This window comes from Vibrio sp. Vf1514, assembly GCF_052076135.1.
Taxonomy (GTDB): Bacteria; Pseudomonadota; Gammaproteobacteria; order Enterobacterales; family Vibrionaceae; genus Vibrio; species Vibrio furnissii.
This window is the reverse complement of sequence record NZ_CP197267.1, coordinates 613,561-630,807: the sequence shown is the minus strand read 5'-3', so window position 1 is coordinate 630,807 and position 17,247 is coordinate 613,561. Positions and strand designations below refer to the sequence as shown.

Here is a 17,247-nt window from a genome sequence, read left to right as displayed (position 1 = left end):
CGTTCGATTAGGGATACAGCCCCTTACCGAACAGATTGAAGATGCGCGCCACCCCTTGAGTAAATACCATCGGCTGCGTCAGCACCGTCAAACACAAACAATCTTGCTGCAACGCGGTTTGCGGTGAATGACGAATCGAGGCATCACGCTGCAAGAAATCGCCTGCATCATAATGACCATCTTCATCACTGAACGCCCCGTGCAGCACCAATGTGGATTCCAACCCGCGATGGGTGTGCTGAGGAATACTGACACCAGCGCTGATGTACATCAGGTTCATGTGAACATCGTCATCATGATGCAGGGGCAAACTAAACACCTTTCCGCCATAACTGCGCCATTTGGCGTGTGGCGACACCAGTCGCTTGAGCGAACGCGGCACCGGAATGCGGCGGCCATTCACCGACACCACCACCGGTTTGCTGCGCAGCGGCTTGGCGGCTGGATGGACGTCGCTTGCCGTGATCTGGCTCAGCATGTGCTGCCAATTCGATTCGTCGTTCGGTATCGCTTCGGTGCTCAGTAGCGCCTCGCCATGTTGTTCCTCCAACTGCCTTGCCTGATGGCGACAATGGGGGCACATTTCCAAATGAGTGGCCACAGCCAAGCCGTGGGTTGCGTCAATTGAGCCTTCCGCATAGGCTTCGAGCAATTGAAGATCAGGATGGTAGCTCATAACCGCTCCGCATCGATTGAAGTTCTAAGTTTTTCTACCGCTAAACGCAGGCGAGATTTCACCGTACCCAAAGGAATGTTAAACATCTCCGCCACCTGCTGATGAGGTAGCTCCTCCAAATACACCGCTCGCACCACTTTCTGCTGCGCTTCCGGTAGCGTATCCAAAAATTTCAGCACCTGTTCTTTCAGCATTTCATGCTCCGGTGCGTAATGTTCCACCAGATCCGGCGGGCAAAAATCACTGGGCCAGATGTCCTCCGCCAGTACATGGGGCTCTTTGCCTTTCTGCTTGCGCAGCAGGTCAAAACACAAATTGCGCGCAATCGTGTAGATCCAAGTTGATAACGAACTTTTGTGACCGTCAAATAGATGCGACTTTTGCCACACCGTGGCCATCGTCTCTTGCACCAATTCCAACGCCACTTGTTCATTGCCCAGATGCTTATAAACAAATTGTTTCAGGCGCGGCGAGAAAAAGTGAAACACGAGCGCAAACGCCTCTTTGTCATGCAGCTTCACTTTGTCCATACACACAGTCCAGTCCTGCCGGCTGAAAGTTTGTGGATTCACACTCGTCATAGGATGTCCTGTCCTTCGCGACCCAATATTGGGCCGTCTGTCACCTCACGTCACCTTGTACGGGCGTGCAGCAGATTCGATCACTGTTATCAGTATAGATAGTGCGCCCCAATCGATCGTACGCCAAACGCCCCATCGGGAGTTCAAGTTCCCTGTGAGGGTTCAAGCGTCTCACTTATTCGTCATAGGCCTCAATGGTCTGCGTTAAAAACGACAACGCATGACGACAATCGGCAAATTGAGCCAGTGAATCAAACTGCTGATTCGACAGCGGCAGCAGTTCCAGCCAGCGCTGCGCCACCCAGCTGGCATCATCAAAAAAGCAATGGGGATACAGTTCACCAATCTGCGGAAACTCCTGATACAATTTTTGCAAATGATGGCTGAGGAACAGGTCGTCTTCGTCCAGCGCCTGTGTTGGCCAGCTTGGCTGCCACTCCACCTTCGCGCGGCGCAAGCCGTCGTACTCGACGCGCACCTTATGAATTGAGAAGCGCTTAATGCCCACCACCGTAACCCCCAGCAAGCCATCACCAAGTGTTTCAAAATCAACAATTTTTACCCACGTACCAAATTCAGAAAGTGGATTTGCATTTCCTTTCACTTTGCTATCAAACAAACACATGCCAAATCCGCTGTTTGCTTTGCTGCACTCCGCCACCATGCGTTTGTATCTGGGCTCAAAAATGCGCAGTTTCATCTTCCCTTCGGGCAAAACAATCGAACTAAGCGGGAATAACATAATCTCTTCCATGCCAAATACCTGTCTCCAAGTGTTTTTTCTGTCTACGAAATTGGCGTTTTCTGCGATCACTTACTAATTTTGTTGGTTAATCGATCGGCTTAAAACTCTGACACAGGCTGAAAATTAACGATCTAAATCACAATAAAAATGCAACAAAATGAAACCCCAAAAAGTTCCGTAATATTTATTTGAACATGTGAAGTAGATCACCAAGTTTGATTATTTTTGCACCCTTTATCACTTTTAATTGAGAATTTAGTCGCTATCATTCCGGCCAATTGGAAGCAGCAAGGAATCATTGCTCTTCTGAATTAATACAACCATAGAGAGTCCCCTAATGCGTAAATCACTTTTAGCTCTTAGCCTTCTAGCGGCTACTTCAGCGCCAGTAATGGCAGCAGACTATTCAGATGGCGATATCCACAAAAACGATTACAAGTGGATGCAATTCAACTTGATGGGTGCGTTTGACGAACTGCCAGGCGAGTCTAGCCACGACTACATGGAGATGGAGTTTGGTGGTCGCTCGGGAATTTTCGACCTGTACGGCTACGTTGACGTATTCAACCTAGCAAGCAAATCAAGCAGCGACAAAGCGACTGCAGGCAGCAAAATCTTCATGAAATTTGCTCCACGTATGTCTCTGGACGCACTGACTGGTAAAGACCTGTCTTTCGGTCCAGTACAAGAGCTGTACATTGCGTCTCTGATCGAGTGGGACGGCGCAACTAACCACTCAGATTCATACGCAGTAAACAACCAAAAAATCGGTCTGGGTTCAGACGTGATGGTTCCTTGGTTGGGCAAAATTGGCGTAAACCTGTACGCAACTTGGGATGGCGACGGTAAAGAGTGGAACGGTTACCACTTTGCTACTAACTGGTTCAAACCTTTCTACTTCTTTGAAAACGGTTCATTCATCTCTTACCAAGGTTACATCGATTACCAATTCGGCATGAAAAATGAGTTCGCATCTTCAAGCAACGGCGGCGCGATGTTCAACGGTATCTACTGGCACTCAGACCGCTTTGCAGTGGGTTACGGCCTGAAAGGCTACAAAGATGTTTACGGTATCAAAGACTCTGACTCTCTGAAGTCAACTGGCTTTGGTCACTACGTATCTGTAACTTACAAGTTCTAATTCTGACTTGCAGTTACGCAGAAAAGGCGCCGATGGGCGCCTTTTTTATTGCTTTCAGCAAGCTGCGCATTATCCTTAGCGCAAACCCTCAACCAAAGCAGATTCAATGAATATCGTGGTCGTCGGCCCGGGTGCTATCGGCAGCTTATGGGCTTGCGCTTTGCACCAAGCCGGACATCAGGTGTCCCTGTGGGGCACAGGCAACAACGCTCACTGGGCACTTCAGCTCGATGAAGCGCCTTGTATCGAGTTTGCCTACAACCAAGTCAGCGCTTTGCGCGACGCCGATGTATTACTGGTCACCGTCAAAGCATGGCAAGTGGCCGCCGCGCTGCACCCCATCTGGGCACACATCGCCCCCGAAACGCTGCTGCTGTTTATGCACAATGGCATGGGCGCCTTGGATGATCTTGCTGAGCACTTGAGCACGTTCCCTGTCCTGCTGGCCACCACCACACACGGCGCGTTGAAGACTTCCGCTCACACAGTGAAACACACCGGCATGGGACAAACGCAACTCGGCGCTTTGAATCCGCTCGGCGCGCAGTGCCGCTTTATGGCCGATGTGCTCCATCACGCACTGCCGTCTGCCGTCTGGCACCCACACATTGAACACGCACTGTGGCAAAAATTGGCGGTCAACTGCGCCATCAATCCGCTCACCGCGATTCATCACATCACCAATGGTGAGCTGGCGCAGCCTGAATTTCGTCACACCTTAGACGCAATCATCGCCGAAGTGGTGTGCGTGATGCAGGCCGAACAGATCCCGGTAGAAAGCGCCGCACTCAAATCGACGGTCGACCGCGTGATCCATGCAACCGCCGCCAATCGCTCCTCGATGCATCAGGACATTGTTCATCAGCGGCGAACCGAGATAGACTTTATTATCGGCTACGTGGTGCGCAAAGCGCAGCACCACGGCATCGCCGTTCCAGCCAATCAGGCACTTTATCAACACATTCAATCAATCGAACAAAGTTGGACACAATCATGACAAAACGAATTCTGGTCCCGATCGCACCGGGCACTGAAGAGATGGAAGCCGTGACCATTATTGATATTCTGGTCCGCGCGGGCTATCAGGTGGTTGTCGCCAGCGCTGATTTCGACGGCCAATTGAGCATGACTGCGTCACGCGGCGTCATCTTAACCGCAGCACACAAGCTGGTGGATGTCGCCGACGACGAATTCGACGCCGTGGTTTTAGCCGGCGGCGTGGGCGGCGCAGAAAACTTTCGCGACAGCCCCCTGTTGATGGAAGTAATCAAACAGCAAAAATACGATGGTCGCTTGGTGGCCGCGATCTGCGCTTCTCCGGCCGTGGTGCTACAACACCACGATATCTACCCGGGCGCACTGATGACGTGTCACCCCAATTTTCAAAGTCATATTCCGCAAGACCTGTGGCGCAACCGTCGTGTGACCTTTGACGTCAACAACAACCTGCTCACCAGCCAAGGGCCGGGCACCGCGTTGGAGTTTGCCGTCGAAATCATCGTGCAATTGTCCGGCAAAGCCCTGGCCCGCGAAGTGGCGCTACCATTAGTGGCGCTGCCGCAGCTCAATTACGAAAAGCTGGGTGAAGAGTAACATGTTAGATATCGCCGCCATTCGCGCGCAATTTCCCGCCCTCGATCAATCGGTCAATGAGCAGCCGCTGGTCTATCTCGACAGCGCCGCGACCACGCAAAAACCGCAAGTCGTGATTGATGCGATCGCCCATTACTACAGCGCGCACAATGCCAACGTACACCGCGGCAGTCACAGCCTGACGGCGCAAGCCACCAGCCAGTTTGAAGCGGCGCGCGACCGAGTGGCGCAGTTCATTGGCGCGCAGAGCAGTCACAGTATTGTCTGGACACGCGGCGCGACTGAAGCGCTGAACTTGATCGCACAAACCTACGCGCGCAGCACGCTTCAAGCGGGCGATGAGATTTTGGTCAGCGAAACCGAGCACCACGCCAACATCGTGCCGTGGCAAATGGTCGCCGAGCAAACCGGCGCCCGCGTCGTCAAAGTACCGATGACCGACCATGGTGGATTTGGCCTCGACGCATTCCATGCATTGCTCTCACCACGCTGTAAAATAGTTGCGCTGGCCCACATCACCAATGTCACGGGTACCCGTCAGCCAATTGAAGCGGTGATCGCTGCCGCGCATCAAGTGGGCGCCGTTGTGGTGGTCGATGGCGCGCAAGGCATTGTGCATGAAGCGGTGGACGTCACCGCGCTGGATGCCGACTTTTATGTTTTCTCTGGTCACAAACTGTATGCGCCCGCCGGCATTGGCGTGTTGTACGGCAAGCCAGCATTACTGGAGGCGATGCCACCGTGGCACGGTGGTGGCAAAATGGTCGAGAAAGTGTCGTTCAGCGGCACCACATACGCGGGCTTACCTGGGAAATTTGAAGCGGGCACTCCCAACGTGGCTGGCGCGATTGCACTCAAAGCCGCGATTGATTGGTACAGCCAATTTGCGCGCCAAGACGTGGAAGCGCATCTACATCACTTGCAGACGCTTACCTATCAAGCCCTGAGCCAAATGGACGACATTCGCGTGTTGGGTTATCAGCCTCAGGCGAGCATTCTGAGTCTGGTGATGGATGGGGTGCACCATCAGGATTTGGCCACCTTGCTCGATCAACAAGGCATCGCCGTGCGCGCAGGGCATCATTGTGCGCACCCATTAATGGATGCGTTTGGCGTCTCGGGGACCGTGCGAATTTCGTTTGGTATTTATAATTCAGCGCAGGACGTTGAACGCTTGATTGCCGCCATCGAAAAAGCGGTCGATATTCTGTAAGTCGTGAGGGCATGGCCTCACGGACTAAAATAGCCGCATCACGATGCGGCTATTTTGATGGGATCGATTAAAAAAACATGACGTGAGGAAAGCGAGTTCAAGCGATAAAAGGTGCTTTGAACGCGCTGAGGGGCAACATCGGTTATGCGTGCGTCATGGTTTGAATCTGCTCGACGATGGCGCGCAGACCGTTGCCGCGTGATGGGCTCAAATGGGCAATTAACCCCAGTCGGTCAAAATAATCATTGATGTCGAACGCCTGAATCTCAGCCGCTGTTTTTCCGTCAAACGCCGCCATGACAATCGCAATCAAACCGCGCACGATGCGCGCGTCCGAATCTGCGCAGAAATGCCAGACGCCCTCGCGCGGCTCCCCCACCAGCCACACCAGACTCTCGCAGCCCGAGACCGTCACCTGTTCACTTTTCAGCTCATCAGGCATCTGAGGCAGTTTTTTCCCCCACTGCACTACCTGACGATAGCGATCTTCCCAGCCATGCAGCGACTGCATGGTTGCGGCGATCTGTTCACTGGTGATTTCACGGCCAAACGGAGATGTGGGATAGCGAGACATAACAACCCTGCCTATTTATTTTCTGTGTTTCTGAATCAGTTTTTCAACAATGCGTGAGACCGCCACAAAGCCAAAGGTTGCCGTCACGACAGTGGCTGCGCCAAAACCGCTGGCACAATCCATGCGTTTCGGACCTTCTGCGGTCGATTTCACCGCGCACACGCTGCCATCCGCTTGCGGGTATTTGAGCTGCTCAGTTGAAAAGACGCAGTCAATCCCAAACTTACGCGCCGGATTGGTCGGGAAGTTATGGAAACGACGCAGGCGATCTTTGATTTTCTTCGCCAGCGGATCCTGAATGGTTTTGGTCAAATCCGCGACCATGATTTGAGTGGGATCGGTCTGACCGCCCGCACCACCGGTGGTGATCACTTTGATTTTATTGCTGCGACAGTACGCCAGCAACGACGCTTTGGCTTTCACGCTGTCAATGGCATCCAGCACGTAATCGAACTCTTTGCTCAGGTATTCATGCTGATTGTCCGGCGTGATGAAATCGTCAATCAAATTGACTTTGCATTCTGGGTTAATCAGTTTCACCCGTTCTGCCATCACTTCAATCTTGCTCTTGCCGACGTTGCCGCTCAGCGCATGGATCTGGCGATTGATGTTGGTCACACACACGTCGTCCATATCAATCAGCGTCAGTTCGCCAATGCCGGTACGCGCCAGTGCTTCCACCGCCCAAGACCCGACCCCGCCGATGCCGATGACACACACATGCGCCGCTCGCAAAATATCGACTTCAGAATGGCCGTATAAACGGCGGGTACCACCAAAACGCTGGTTGTAACTGTCTGAGGCTGGAGTATCGAGTTCACGCATGTTCATCATCCAAAATCGGGATCGTTAATCCGCAATGATAAGGTTCACAAAAAGAAAGAGTGCGATTTATACGCACTCTTTTCGAAAAAGTCTAGCTGACCGCGGGCTATTGTAACTTCTCTGGCGGCAGAGCCCAAGGCGCTTGTGTCGGAGAGTTTTCCAGCCCCAGTTTCCACACGCGGCCGAAATGCTTGTAGTGACCCGCTTCAGTGCCCGCGCGCGGCCCCATGCCGTGGTACAAATCAAGATGGTTCTGTTTCACCGCGCCGCCGGTATCGAGCACAATCAGCAGACGCAGCTGATGCGCGCCCGACCACGTGCCATCAGCGTTGAGCAGCGGCACTTCGGCCAGAATCGGCGTGCCCATCGGGAACAGCGAACGGTCGCCAGCGACAGAAGCCATTGGCAATAGCGGAATACCGGCGCTGCCTGTCACGGGCGCTGCGGCGCGCGGTTGGAAAAACACGTACGACGGGTTTTGTTCCAGCAGCTCTCGCACTGTCTCGTCATCGTTGGCCAGCACCCAGTCTTTGATCGCTTTCAGCGACATATGTTCACGCGCCACCAACCCGCGTTCAATCAGAATGCGGCCGATGCTGACATAAGCCTTGTTGTTCTTCCCAGCGTAGGCAAAGTATTCCAGCGTGTCATCATCGCCAAAATGAACAAAGCCACTGCCCTGCACTTCCATAATAAATGGGTCAATGCGATTGGCCGCATATCCCAGCTCCAGTCCTTCACCATACAATGCGCCGTCATAAATCTGCGCGCGCGTCGGGCAATCCACATCACACGCGGGCATACCATACACCGGGAAATGGAATTCTGGGTCTGGCGTATGGCGCAATTCAATCACGGGCGAAAAGTAACCGGTAAACAGCACGTTGCCTTTTTTGTCACCGCCGCCCAACTGCGCCGCCTGAACGCCAAACTGCGCCAGTTCCGCCGGATCTCCACTTTGCATCACCCATTCGTTGAGTTGCTCATACAGCGGGCCATAAATCGCCGCCATCGATGGCGACTTCTCGACCACTTGCTCACTCTGCTTGGCAAATGCGGTGAAATCGCGTGGTGTGTTGGAGGCCACTTGTGTCACTTGATTGAGCGTCTGCGGAAATTCATGGTCGAGGTATTGTTGCGCGCGGTCGGTCGGCTGCGCACAACCAAACAGGACTGTCAAAGGCAGCGCCACGGTGGCGAAGGGGAAAAGGCGTTTCATCACTGGAGTTGATCCGTTGTCTAATTTGCGAAAAGGATGACAAACTCCAGTGCGAAGCGCAATTGTCGAATTGTTAACGGAGGTTTTTTTGATGTTTTCCTGACAATTGGAAGGTCGGGTTGTAATGCGACGCAGGTTTCACGCGCTGCATTTCGGTGTTCTCTTCATTGAGCATTCTGTATTGAAACTCACGCGTGCCAATGGTGTATTCAAGCGTGCGGCCATTAAAATCAAACGACGTGGCCACCACGCGCCCCTCAATCACCACCCCTTTAGCGTCCAAACGAATTTTTTTTGCTGCATAAGGCGCAACGTGCTGCTCCACCCAAAGCCCGTACACATCGCTTTTGGGCGGCAATAACATGTCCGCGACGCGGCTGAATAAATTGCTGTACATCATGATGGCGAGTGCCGTCCCGATGACCGCAATGGCTAACAGAATCCGTTCGACGGCTTTGCGTTTACGCTGACGAAGTTCATCATTCACAGGCACGATCGCCCCTCTTTTTTGCATGGTCTGTTCATCTGAATGGTCGGTTTGTGGCCCCGTGGCCATCCCATCACTCATCATCGAAATCAACGCGGTCATACCGCTGAAACGTCAGGACGATAATTTACATCAAACCCGAAAAAACCGCTTGTCTCCAGATGAATAAAAAGTCATTATTTGGACATATTTAAACAAACAAGTTGGATATCAGGCCGTGAAAATTCGTAGTACCGCCCTCGTCAAAGGATTTCGACAATCAGCGCCCTATGTTAACGCTCACCGCGGCAAGATCATGGTGGTGATGGTTGGCGGTGAGGCAATTGCTGATAAAAATTTCGCAAACATTATCAGCGACCTCGCTTTGCTACACAGCCTTGGCGTCAAAATAGTGCTGGTTCACGGTGCTCGCCCACAGATCAATCAGATTCTAGCTACACACAACCGTTCCACGCCCTACCACAAAGGCATTCGCGTGACGGATGAAGAGGCGTTAAGTTTAGTCATGCAGGCCGCCGGCCAGTTGCAACTCGCAATTACGGCCCGCCTGTCGATGAGCCTCAATAACACGCCCATGGCGGGGACTCAGCTTAACGTCGTCAGTGGTAACTTTGTTATCTCTCAACCTCTAGGTATAGATGACGGCATTGATTATTGCCATAGCGGACGCATTCGCCGCATTGACATCGATGGCATCAACCGCACGCTCGATCAAGGCTCCATTGTGGTGCTTGGCCCTATCGCAAGTTCGGTCACGGGTGAATGTTTTAATCTGCTCTCTGAAGAAGTGGCGACCCAAGTGGCGATAAGATTAAAAGCCGATAAGCTGATCGGCTTTTGTTCCGCACAAGGCATCATCGATGAAAACGGCAACTCCATCGCAGAACTGTTCCCCGCCGAGGTCGAGAAAATCGTGACCCGTTTGGAATCGGAAAGCAGCCCGACGGCCGATGACACCACAGGGACGTTGCGCTTTTTACGCGCCGCGATTGCTGCCTGCCGCGCGGGCGTGCCGCGTAGCCATTTAGTCAGCTACAAAGAAGACGGCGCGCTGATCCAAGAGCTGTTCTCGTTTGACGGCATCGGCACGCAAATCGTCATGGCGAGTGCCGAACAAGTGCGCCAAGCCCAAATCGATGACATCGGCGGCATCTTCGATCTGATTCGCCCGCTGGAAGAGCAAGGCATTCTGGTGCGCCGCTCACGCGAACAACTCGAGCAAGAGATCCACAAGTTCACCATCATTGATAAAGATGGCCTGCTGATTGGCTGCGCCGCTTTGTACCCGTATCAAGATGAGAGCATGGCCGAAATGGCATGTGTGGCGATTCATCCTGAATACCGCGACGGCAACCGCGGCTTGCTGCTGCTCAATCACATGAAACATCAAGCCAAGCAAATGGGGATTCAACGCCTGTTTGTGCTCACCACCCACAGTTTGCACTGGTTTCGAGAGCAAGGCTTTACCGAAGTGGGCGTCGACAAACTGCCGATCGCCAAGCAGAGCTTATACAACTACCAACGCCGCTCAAAAATTCTTACTTTGAACCTCTAAGTTCTGTCATGCTGCTTGTTTTTAGCCAACAAGCAGCATGAATCACTAAAATTAAGCCACTCAGAACTGTGCAATCCTTTTCATTAAAATGATTACAAAATAACCACTTTGCAACACCCCATGATCTGTGTAAAATTCGCCCACTTGTGACTTAGATCGCTTTTTTGAGTCACTGGCAACAGGACGCATCCTAAGCTCTGGCTGGCTTAGACATCGCATGGATTGCTTTTATTACTAAAACAAGTACTTAAGAGCAAATTCTCTATGAAAACCGTTATTTGTAACTCTCTGCAAAGCTTTTGGGACATGGCCGACAACCAGTTTCTTGAAGGATTGGATGTACATTGCGTGTTTCCCGTCAGTGAAAATCTCAAGGCGTTTATCCTTGGCTCACAAGAGCGCTACCGCATTCGTCGCATCACGTTCACGAAAGCGTTTATCTGACCTCATTACTTCTGGCAGCCTCTTGGCTGCCAGATGAATATCAACACACTCAATCTTCATATCGCACACCGATGGCATCACGAACGGATCACATCACGCACTCCATCACATCACTGACTCGGAGCATCACAGACTCAGAGCATCACGCAACCGGTTCGTCCGCATCCCGCAATCGTTCCACCAAGCCACTCGCCCGCTGCGTTTTGAGCTTAATGCCACGTTTGAGCACGCCCATATCGCAATACAGTGCAAGCTGCGTTTTGGCGCGGGTGATGCCAGTGTATATCAGCTCACGGGTGAGGATCGGGCTGAATTCCGGCGGCAGAATCATCACGGTGAAATCAAATTCACTGCCCTGCGATTTGTGAATCGTCATCGCATAGGCGGTTTCATGTTGCGGTACTCGGCTTGGCAACACCGCTTTGACGCTACCATCGGGCAGTTCAAAGTAAACTTTCAGCCGCTGCTGCTCATCTTGTTCATCGCGCAGACAAATTCCGATATCGCCGTTATACAGGCCAAGGCCATGATCGTTGCGCGTCACCATCACCGGGCGTCCGGCATACCAGATTTCATCCTGCACTTTAATTTTCTTGCGCGCCGCCAGCGCCCGTTCCATGCGATAGTTGAGGCCGCTGACACCAAAATCGCCTTCTCGCACCGCGCACAATAAACGCGCGCGGCCAAAGGCTTGCAACGCATCGCGCGCCTTCTCCGCCATGCTTTGCGACGGCGTGAGTGGCGTTGCCATCAACGCCAAATACGGCGAATAGGCGCCCACTAGAGATTGCAACATCTGGTTGTAGTGCTCGCTGCTGAGCGCAAAATGTTGAATGTCGCTAAATGCGTCCTGCCATACTTTATCCACCCACACCGCCTGACCGCTGTTGACGGCTTTCGCCAACTGACCAATGCCGGAGCGCGCATCAAACCGGTAACTCTTTTGCAGCATGCACAAGCTATCGGCAATGCGATGATCGGCATAGCGCGGGCTGAGCGCCGCCGGCTGAAAGCCAGTCAACTCCGACAACACACGGCTCTGTTCTTTGCTGTAGCCTTGATAAAGAAACGAGCAGATATCGCCCAGCACGGCGCCCGCTTCCACCGATGCCAACTGATCTTTATCACCGAGTAGAATCAGCCGCGCGCTGTCTGGCAGCGCATCGACCAATTTGACCATCATCGGCAAATCGACCATCGACGCTTCATCGACCACCAGCACATCAAGGTGCAGGCGATTGCCTGCGTGATGGCGAAACTCAGCGCTGTCGGGAATCGCACCCAACAAGCGGTGAATGGTGCTCGATTCGGTGGGGATCAGCGCTTTGAGCTCAGGTTCGACGGCTAAGCTTGCCACTGCTTTTCCGATCGATTCAGTCAGTCGCGCGGCCGCTTTGCCCGTCGGTGCCACCAGCTTGATGGTCGGCGTGTGCTGCGCTTGTTGCGCCTGACTGATCAGCGCCGCCAGCAATTTGGTCACGGTGGTCGTTTTGCCCGTGCCGGGACCGCCAGAAATCACCGCAAAGCGGCGCGTCAGTGCAATCGCGGCTGCCACTTTCTGCCAGTTCAAGCAGTGCGCTTGGGGCACCAAGGTCTCCAGCGGCGCAAAATCCTCGCTGCGTTTGGCCTGTTGTAACACACTATCAATCGCTTCCCAATCGAGCCCAGACTCGTCGACCACATCAAGCATATCGCACACCAGACGCTGACGACCAACCTGATTCAATGCCGACGTGTCTCCCTTACGCTGCAAGGCTTGCTGTAAAAAACGATAGTCGCGGGCAAACAACGTATCCAGACGCTGGCGAAGGTTTTGGACTGCCATAGGCTTTAAGATCATGGGTGTCCCAAAGCACTGCAAACGCGCCGCCAAGGTCACTTCATAATGCCAATAGCGATGCAGGTACAAGCGCTGACCATCAAACATCAGCGGCACCGCTTCACCACGTGCGCCAATCAGCGGCGTGCGCGCTACCAGCGCCGTCCAATCCACAGACAACCACAGCTGATTTAACGGCAGGGCAGCCTCGCCATACACCCCCAATTTGCTCGCCAGTTCAACCCAGTTGCCCTGTTCATCAACCAGCGGCAAACAGATATGACCGCGCCCCAGTTCGGCACTGACCGCCGCAGCGGCCAACATCAACGCCGCGCGCTCGTGATCGCTCAGCGTCTCCACGTCGCTTTGTTGTGCGAGGAAATGCGCAAACTGGTAATCGAGCTGGCGCAGTGCGCCCTGCGCCGCCAGTTGCTTTAACTGCGCGCTCAGCTGCGCGAAATCCAAACGGACATCCATCATAAATCCAACTCCATCTGTCCGGCGGACGTGGTGCGCGCCGTCACCACTTTGCCCTGAATCAGTTCATCCAGCTCTTCCAACATCGCCTGACTCGGCTTGGCGCTGAAAATGCCGTGTTGCGACGAGCCATCCATACCGCGTAAAAACAGGTAATAGACGCCGCCAAAGTGCTGCTGATAGTCATAGCCCGCCAAACGGCTTCGTAGAAAACGGTGCAGCGCCAGCGCATAGAGCTGATACTGCAAATCGTAGCGGTGCTCAGCCATCGCCTGCGCTAATCGCTCGCCCTGATACGCGGCGACTTCATCGCCCAGATGGTTGGATTTCCAGTCCAGCACGTAATATTTGCCCTGATGTTCAAACACCAAGTCGATAAAGCCTTTCAGCATGCCCTGTACGGTGTAGAAGCCGAGATCGCCCGCTTTGGCCGACAGCGGATCGTGGCGCTGCACCACACGGTTCAGGGCGGGCGCACTGAGCACCTCGATGGGCAGTAAAAACTCCATCTCGGTCAGGCGCTGATGCGGCGCTTTTTGGTTCAGGCACAAATCTTTGCCGTTGAGTGGCGTGCGCAGCACGGTATCCACTAGCGATTGCAGCACAGGCAGCCACTCGGCGTCTATCTGCTCGCGCTCCATCAAGTCGGCAATGATACGCGTGTTGTGTTCATCGCTGGCGGGTTGGGTGAACTCAACTTCTTCAAACAGGCTGTGCAGAAATGTGCCGGGCTGCGCGCCGCGCGGGAAGGTGAAAATCGAGCGCTCGGGTTCAGCCAATGCCGCCTCATCGTGCTCATCCGCCGAGTCGACATCAAAGCCACCGATTTCAAAGCTCGCATCATGCTGATGACTGCCCTGTTTGACCAAGCCAGAATAACTGGTGATGCGCCACAGGCGATCAATCTCGTGGCTCAGCGAACGCGCGCTCAGCGGTGGCAATGGCTCTGCCAACGGCACAAACACCGATTCAGGCACAGCGGGTGGCTCCGTGACCGCAACACACGCCAACGCCGTGTGTTGATGCAGTGATTCTGCGAGCAGCGCCAGGCCGCCTTGCTGGGCATTTTGCAGCAGATAACCCAGTGCGCTGTGATGCACGCCGGTCGGTTCTTTGCTGGAACGGCCGTTGCGCAGCGGCGCCACGCCAATAAAGCAGCCGTACACGGCGCGGGTCAGCGCCACATAAATCAGACGTAGATCTTCCGCCAGACGCTCTTTGTCCGCCTGTTGAATTGAGGCATCCTGACCGCTGATGTCCAGCAAGGTCTGGCCGCTGCTGGCATCGTAATACTTGCCTTCGCTCGCTTCGCGATAGCTGAGTACAAACGGTAAAAACACCAGCTCATACTCCAGACCTTTGGATTTGTGGATAGTGACGATCTGTACCAGATTACGCTCAGATTCCAAGCGCTGAATCGCTTCATCGCTGCCGCCCAGCCCTTGCTCGGCATCAGCGATCGACTGCGCCAACCAGCGTAGCAGACCATGATCGCTGTCGATCTCTTGCGTCGCTTGTTGCAGCAATTCACTCAGGTGCATGAAATCCGTCAGTTGGCGTTCGCCATCGGGCTCTTCCAGCCAACGCTCAGCAATGTGGCGCAAGCTCAGCACCGCACGCAGCATCGGCAACACGCCGCGATCGAGCCACAACTGACGATACTGTTTGAATTCGTTCAGCGCGTTTTCCCACTCATTTTCATCGTTATTGAGCGCATCCAACTGCTGCGCATTGAGCGCAAACAAGGGGGAAGCGAGCGCCGCGCGCATGGCGCGATCGTTGTCCGGGGTCAGCACCGCTTGCAGCAGACGCTGCATATCCGGCGCAATCGTGCTGGTAAACACGCTGTCGCGGTTCGAGAGATACACGCTGGCAATGCCTTGCTGAGCCAACGCATCTTTGATCAGGCGCCCTTCATTTCCGGTGCGCACCAGCACTGCGATGTCACCCGCCTGAATGCTGTCGCCCGCTTGAATACTGTCGCTGGCTTGAATAGCTCCGCCGTGACGAAACTGCGCCTGCCCTTGCTGCGCCGCCGTCAGAATGGTTTGAATCTGGCTTGCGGTCGCCGCCGCCATGGTGTCGAGATACGCGCCTTTGGTCACCGGCGCGTCAGCTGCCATTGACCAGTAGGTCAGCGCAGGTTGCACCTCTCCGTTCAGCAGCCAAGCACGGCCACCCGCTTTCGGGCTAGCGCTGACCGGCAAAAACGGAATGTCGTTGTCGTATATAAACGGGCTGTCTGGCAGGGTAAATACCTGATTCACCGCCGCCACCATGTCGGCGCTGGAGCGCCAGTTGGTGCCAAGCGTGTAGTGCGCGCTCACCTGATTGCGCGCCTTAATATAGGTAAAAATGTCCGCGCCACGAAAGCCGTAAATCGCCTGTTTCGGGTCGCCGATCATAAACAGACCGCACTGCGGATGCGGCAGATAAATGCGGCTAAAAATGCTGTATTGCAGCGGGTCGGTATCTTGGAATTCGTCGATCATCGCCACCGGATAGAGCGTGCGAATGCGCGCCGCCAGTGTGCCTTCGTCGTCACCATCCAGCGATGCGGATAGTTGAGTCAGCAGGTCATCGAACGACAGCCACTGCTTGCTGGCTTTGGCTTTCGCCAGCAGCGTGCGACAGTGCGTGATCGCGTGCGCCAGCAGCGGCGCTTCCAAGCTGACCGGCTCCGCCAAAAACGCCTGCACGGCCTCAAACACGGCATGACGCGGCGCATCGCCCGATGGCGTTTTCTCTACCAGCACATCCTGAGCAAAACGCACCAGCTTGTCCGACACCTCGTAACCATGGGTTGGCTGCGCCGCCCAGTCCGACACCGCGGCGATCCACTCCGGCAATGATTTCTTGGTGTAGCTGCGCTTGTTAATGCCGGAATTGGCGATGCAATCGTGAATGTCATCAGCCGTCGCCAGCCACGCCGCTTTCATCGCCTCAATGCGAGTCAGGTTGTGTTGATGCAGCGCTGCGAGGTCGCCCTCCATCACCGGCGTTGTCAGCGACAGCGGCGCACCCGTCAGATAGCCGCCGATTTTTTCCAGCAGCGCCGCCGGCGATGCCCACAAGCGGCGCACTTCCGCAGCCAGATTGAGCGGCAACGGATAAAACTGACGGCGCCAGTAATCGGCCACCACTTGCGCTTTCAGATGGCTTTCATCGGTGACAAATTCGTTGTTGAAACGGCTGCCGGACTCAAATGCGTTTTGCGTCAGCATGCGCTGGCAAAAACCGTGAATGGTGTAGACCGCCGCTTCATCCATTTGGCGCTCCGCGTTGAGCAAGAGCCGTGTCGCCAGTGGGTGATCGGCAAATTCCGCCAGCAGCGGCTGAATCACCGGATCATCACTTTGCCCGCGGCTGAACGCCAGACGCGCATCGTGAATGCGGGCGCGAATTCGGTCTCGCAACTCAGCGGTCGCCGCTTCGGTAAAGGTCACCACCAGAATCTGATCGACCGTCAACGCGCTGGCGTGACGGGTGTGTTCACTCCCGTGGCCAAGCAGCAAACGTAGATACAATCCGGCGATGGTAAAGGTTTTACCCGTACCCGCCGACGCTTCAATCAGACGCGCGCCGTGCAGCGGAAACGTCATCGTTTCCAGTGGCGTCGCAGTGATGTTGGCAGTGACACTCATATTTCCAGTTGCCTTTGGGTCATTATTCGAAAATTTATGTGATCCGAATTAAATAATTCTATGAATCTGTGCAAAAACTTGCCCAGACAGGAGGTTATGGGATCGGACTCACAGCGCGCACCATATTGGATCATTACACTGCACCCCATTGAAGCAAGCCCCGCTTGCCATCTACCGAATCATGGTCCCTCTGACCTGTGGCCGTACAGCGAACGCCCTACACCAATAATGATTTTCTGGCGGCCACTCTACTC

Annotated in this window: 15 protein-coding genes; 6 read left to right on the top strand and 9 right to left on the bottom strand. The window is 54.2% G+C overall.

Going from position 1 to position 17,247, the window contains the following annotated elements; genetic code table 11:
* Positions 1-7: 7 nt before the first annotated feature.
* From ACS18Q_RS02985 to ACS18Q_RS02975, 3 genes are all read right to left on the bottom strand, one after another.
* The gene (locus ACS18Q_RS02985; protein ID WP_238819675.1) at positions 8-676 is read right to left on the bottom strand and encodes a ChrR family anti-sigma-E factor; all 669 of its coding nucleotides are present in this window, start codon (positions 674-676) and stop codon (positions 8-10) included.
* Positions 673-1,206 carry a sigma-70 family RNA polymerase sigma factor gene (locus ACS18Q_RS02980; protein ID WP_441257359.1) on the bottom strand — a complete coding sequence of 178 codons (534 nt, stop codon included), beginning with the start codon at positions 1,204-1,206 and terminating at the stop codon, positions 673-675. The genes ACS18Q_RS02985 and ACS18Q_RS02980 overlap by 4 nt, the downstream gene beginning before the upstream one ends.
* A gap of 226 nt (positions 1,207-1,432) precedes the next feature.
* Entirely contained in the window at positions 1,433-2,011 is a 579-nt protein-coding gene (locus ACS18Q_RS02975) for an LON peptidase substrate-binding domain-containing protein (RefSeq protein WP_038152803.1), read from the bottom strand.
* A 328-nt stretch (positions 2,012-2,339) separates the two neighbouring features.
* Between ACS18Q_RS02975 and ACS18Q_RS02970 the strand changes: the two genes are divergently transcribed.
* The 4 genes from ACS18Q_RS02970 to csdA all read left to right on the top strand — a co-directional run bounded on the left by ACS18Q_RS02970 (position 2,340) and on the right by csdA (position 5,949).
* Positions 2,340-3,143: a nucleoside-specific channel-forming Tsx family protein gene (locus ACS18Q_RS02970; protein ID WP_158164986.1), complete on the top strand. Its 804-nt coding sequence runs from the start codon at positions 2,340-2,342 to the stop codon at positions 3,141-3,143.
* Between the two features lie 106 nt (positions 3,144-3,249).
* Positions 3,250-4,140 carry a 2-dehydropantoate 2-reductase gene (gene panE, locus ACS18Q_RS02965; RefSeq protein WP_441257358.1) on the top strand — a complete coding sequence of 297 codons (891 nt, stop codon included), beginning with the start codon at positions 3,250-3,252 and terminating at the stop codon, positions 4,138-4,140.
* The gene (locus ACS18Q_RS02960) at positions 4,137-4,736 is read left to right on the top strand and encodes a DJ-1 family glyoxalase III (protein ID WP_014205675.1); all 600 of its coding nucleotides are present in this window, start codon (positions 4,137-4,139) and stop codon (positions 4,734-4,736) included. Before panE ends, ACS18Q_RS02960 begins: the two co-directional genes overlap by 4 nt.
* A gap of 1 nt (position 4,737) precedes the next feature.
* Complete coding sequence (csdA, locus tag ACS18Q_RS02955; protein ID WP_441257357.1) at positions 4,738-5,949, top strand: cysteine desulfurase CsdA; 1,212 nt, start codon at positions 4,738-4,740, stop codon at positions 5,947-5,949.
* A gap of 142 nt (positions 5,950-6,091) precedes the next feature.
* Here the strand turns inward: csdA and csdE are convergent, their stop codons facing one another.
* The 4 genes from csdE to ACS18Q_RS02935 form a co-directional block, all read right to left on the bottom strand.
* Complete coding sequence (gene csdE, locus ACS18Q_RS02950) at positions 6,092-6,523, bottom strand: cysteine desulfurase sulfur acceptor subunit CsdE (protein WP_014205677.1); 432 nt, start codon at positions 6,521-6,523, stop codon at positions 6,092-6,094.
* A 15-nt stretch (positions 6,524-6,538) separates the two neighbouring features.
* Positions 6,539-7,348, bottom strand: a complete 810-nt coding sequence (tcdA, locus tag ACS18Q_RS02945; RefSeq protein WP_024373817.1) for a tRNA cyclic N6-threonylcarbamoyladenosine(37) synthase TcdA — start codon at positions 7,346-7,348, stop codon at positions 6,539-6,541.
* Positions 7,349-7,454: 106 nt separating this feature from the next.
* Positions 7,455-8,570, bottom strand: coding sequence for a murein transglycosylase A (mltA, locus tag ACS18Q_RS02940; RefSeq protein ID WP_441257356.1), 1,116 nt, complete (start codon positions 8,568-8,570; stop codon positions 7,455-7,457).
* 70 nt (positions 8,571-8,640) lie between these two features.
* Positions 8,641-9,156: a DUF2850 domain-containing protein gene (locus ACS18Q_RS02935; protein WP_238787706.1), complete on the bottom strand. Its 516-nt coding sequence runs from the start codon at positions 9,154-9,156 to the stop codon at positions 8,641-8,643.
* Positions 9,157-9,271: 115 nt separating this feature from the next.
* On the opposite strand from ACS18Q_RS02935, the gene argA reads away from it, so the two are divergent.
* Together argA and ACS18Q_RS02925 are read left to right on the top strand one after the other, a co-directional pair.
* Positions 9,272-10,609: an amino-acid N-acetyltransferase gene (argA, locus tag ACS18Q_RS02930; protein ID WP_014205682.1), complete on the top strand. Its 1,338-nt coding sequence runs from the start codon at positions 9,272-9,274 to the stop codon at positions 10,607-10,609.
* Between the two features lie 264 nt (positions 10,610-10,873).
* Positions 10,874-11,053, top strand: a complete 180-nt coding sequence (locus tag ACS18Q_RS02925) for a hypothetical protein (protein WP_004729500.1) — start codon at positions 10,874-10,876, stop codon at positions 11,051-11,053.
* A gap of 142 nt (positions 11,054-11,195) precedes the next feature.
* On the opposite strand, the gene recD is transcribed toward ACS18Q_RS02925, so the two are convergent.
* Both recD and recB read right to left on the bottom strand, forming a co-directional pair.
* Positions 11,196-13,352 carry an exodeoxyribonuclease V subunit alpha gene (gene recD / locus ACS18Q_RS02920; RefSeq protein ID WP_441257355.1) on the bottom strand — a complete coding sequence of 719 codons (2,157 nt, stop codon included), beginning with the start codon at positions 13,350-13,352 and terminating at the stop codon, positions 11,196-11,198.
* Positions 13,349-16,993 carry an exodeoxyribonuclease V subunit beta gene (gene recB, locus ACS18Q_RS02915; protein ID WP_441257354.1) on the bottom strand — a complete coding sequence of 1,215 codons (3,645 nt, stop codon included), beginning with the start codon at positions 16,991-16,993 and terminating at the stop codon, positions 13,349-13,351. The genes recD and recB overlap by 4 nt, the downstream gene beginning before the upstream one ends.
* Positions 16,994-17,247 lie beyond the last annotated feature (254 nt).

Excerpts from the sequence above, each read along its gene's own strand:
- ACS18Q_RS02985 (WP_238819675.1), bottom strand. The coding sequence starts at position 676 with ATGAGCTACCATCCTGATCTTCAATTGCTCGAAGCCTATGCGGAAGGC.
- ACS18Q_RS02980 (WP_441257359.1), bottom strand. The coding sequence starts at position 1,206 with ATGGACAAAGTGAAGCTGCATGACAAAGAGGCGTTTGCGCTCGTGTTT.
- ACS18Q_RS02975 (WP_038152803.1), bottom strand. The coding sequence starts at position 2,011 with ATGGAAGAGATTATGTTATTCCCGCTTAGTTCGATTGTTTTGCCCGAA.
- ACS18Q_RS02970 (WP_158164986.1), top strand. The coding sequence starts at position 2,340 with ATGCGTAAATCACTTTTAGCTCTTAGCCTTCTAGCGGCTACTTCAGCG.
- panE (WP_441257358.1), top strand. The coding sequence starts at position 3,250 with ATGAATATCGTGGTCGTCGGCCCGGGTGCTATCGGCAGCTTATGGGCT.
- ACS18Q_RS02960 (WP_014205675.1), top strand. The coding sequence starts at position 4,137 with ATGACAAAACGAATTCTGGTCCCGATCGCACCGGGCACTGAAGAGATG.
- csdA (WP_441257357.1), top strand. The coding sequence starts at position 4,738 with ATGTTAGATATCGCCGCCATTCGCGCGCAATTTCCCGCCCTCGATCAA.
- csdE (WP_014205677.1), bottom strand. The coding sequence starts at position 6,523 with ATGTCTCGCTATCCCACATCTCCGTTTGGCCGTGAAATCACCAGTGAA.
- tcdA (WP_024373817.1), bottom strand. The coding sequence starts at position 7,348 with ATGCGTGAACTCGATACTCCAGCCTCAGACAGTTACAACCAGCGTTTT.
- ACS18Q_RS02935 (WP_238787706.1), bottom strand. The coding sequence starts at position 9,156 with ATGACCGCGTTGATTTCGATGATGAGTGATGGGATGGCCACGGGGCCA.
- ACS18Q_RS02925 (WP_004729500.1), top strand. The coding sequence starts at position 10,874 with ATGAAAACCGTTATTTGTAACTCTCTGCAAAGCTTTTGGGACATGGCC.
- recD (WP_441257355.1), bottom strand. The coding sequence starts at position 13,352 with ATGATGGATGTCCGTTTGGATTTCGCGCAGCTGAGCGCGCAGTTAAAG.
- recB (WP_441257354.1), bottom strand. The coding sequence starts at position 16,993 with ATGAGTGTCACTGCCAACATCACTGCGACGCCACTGGAAACGATGACG.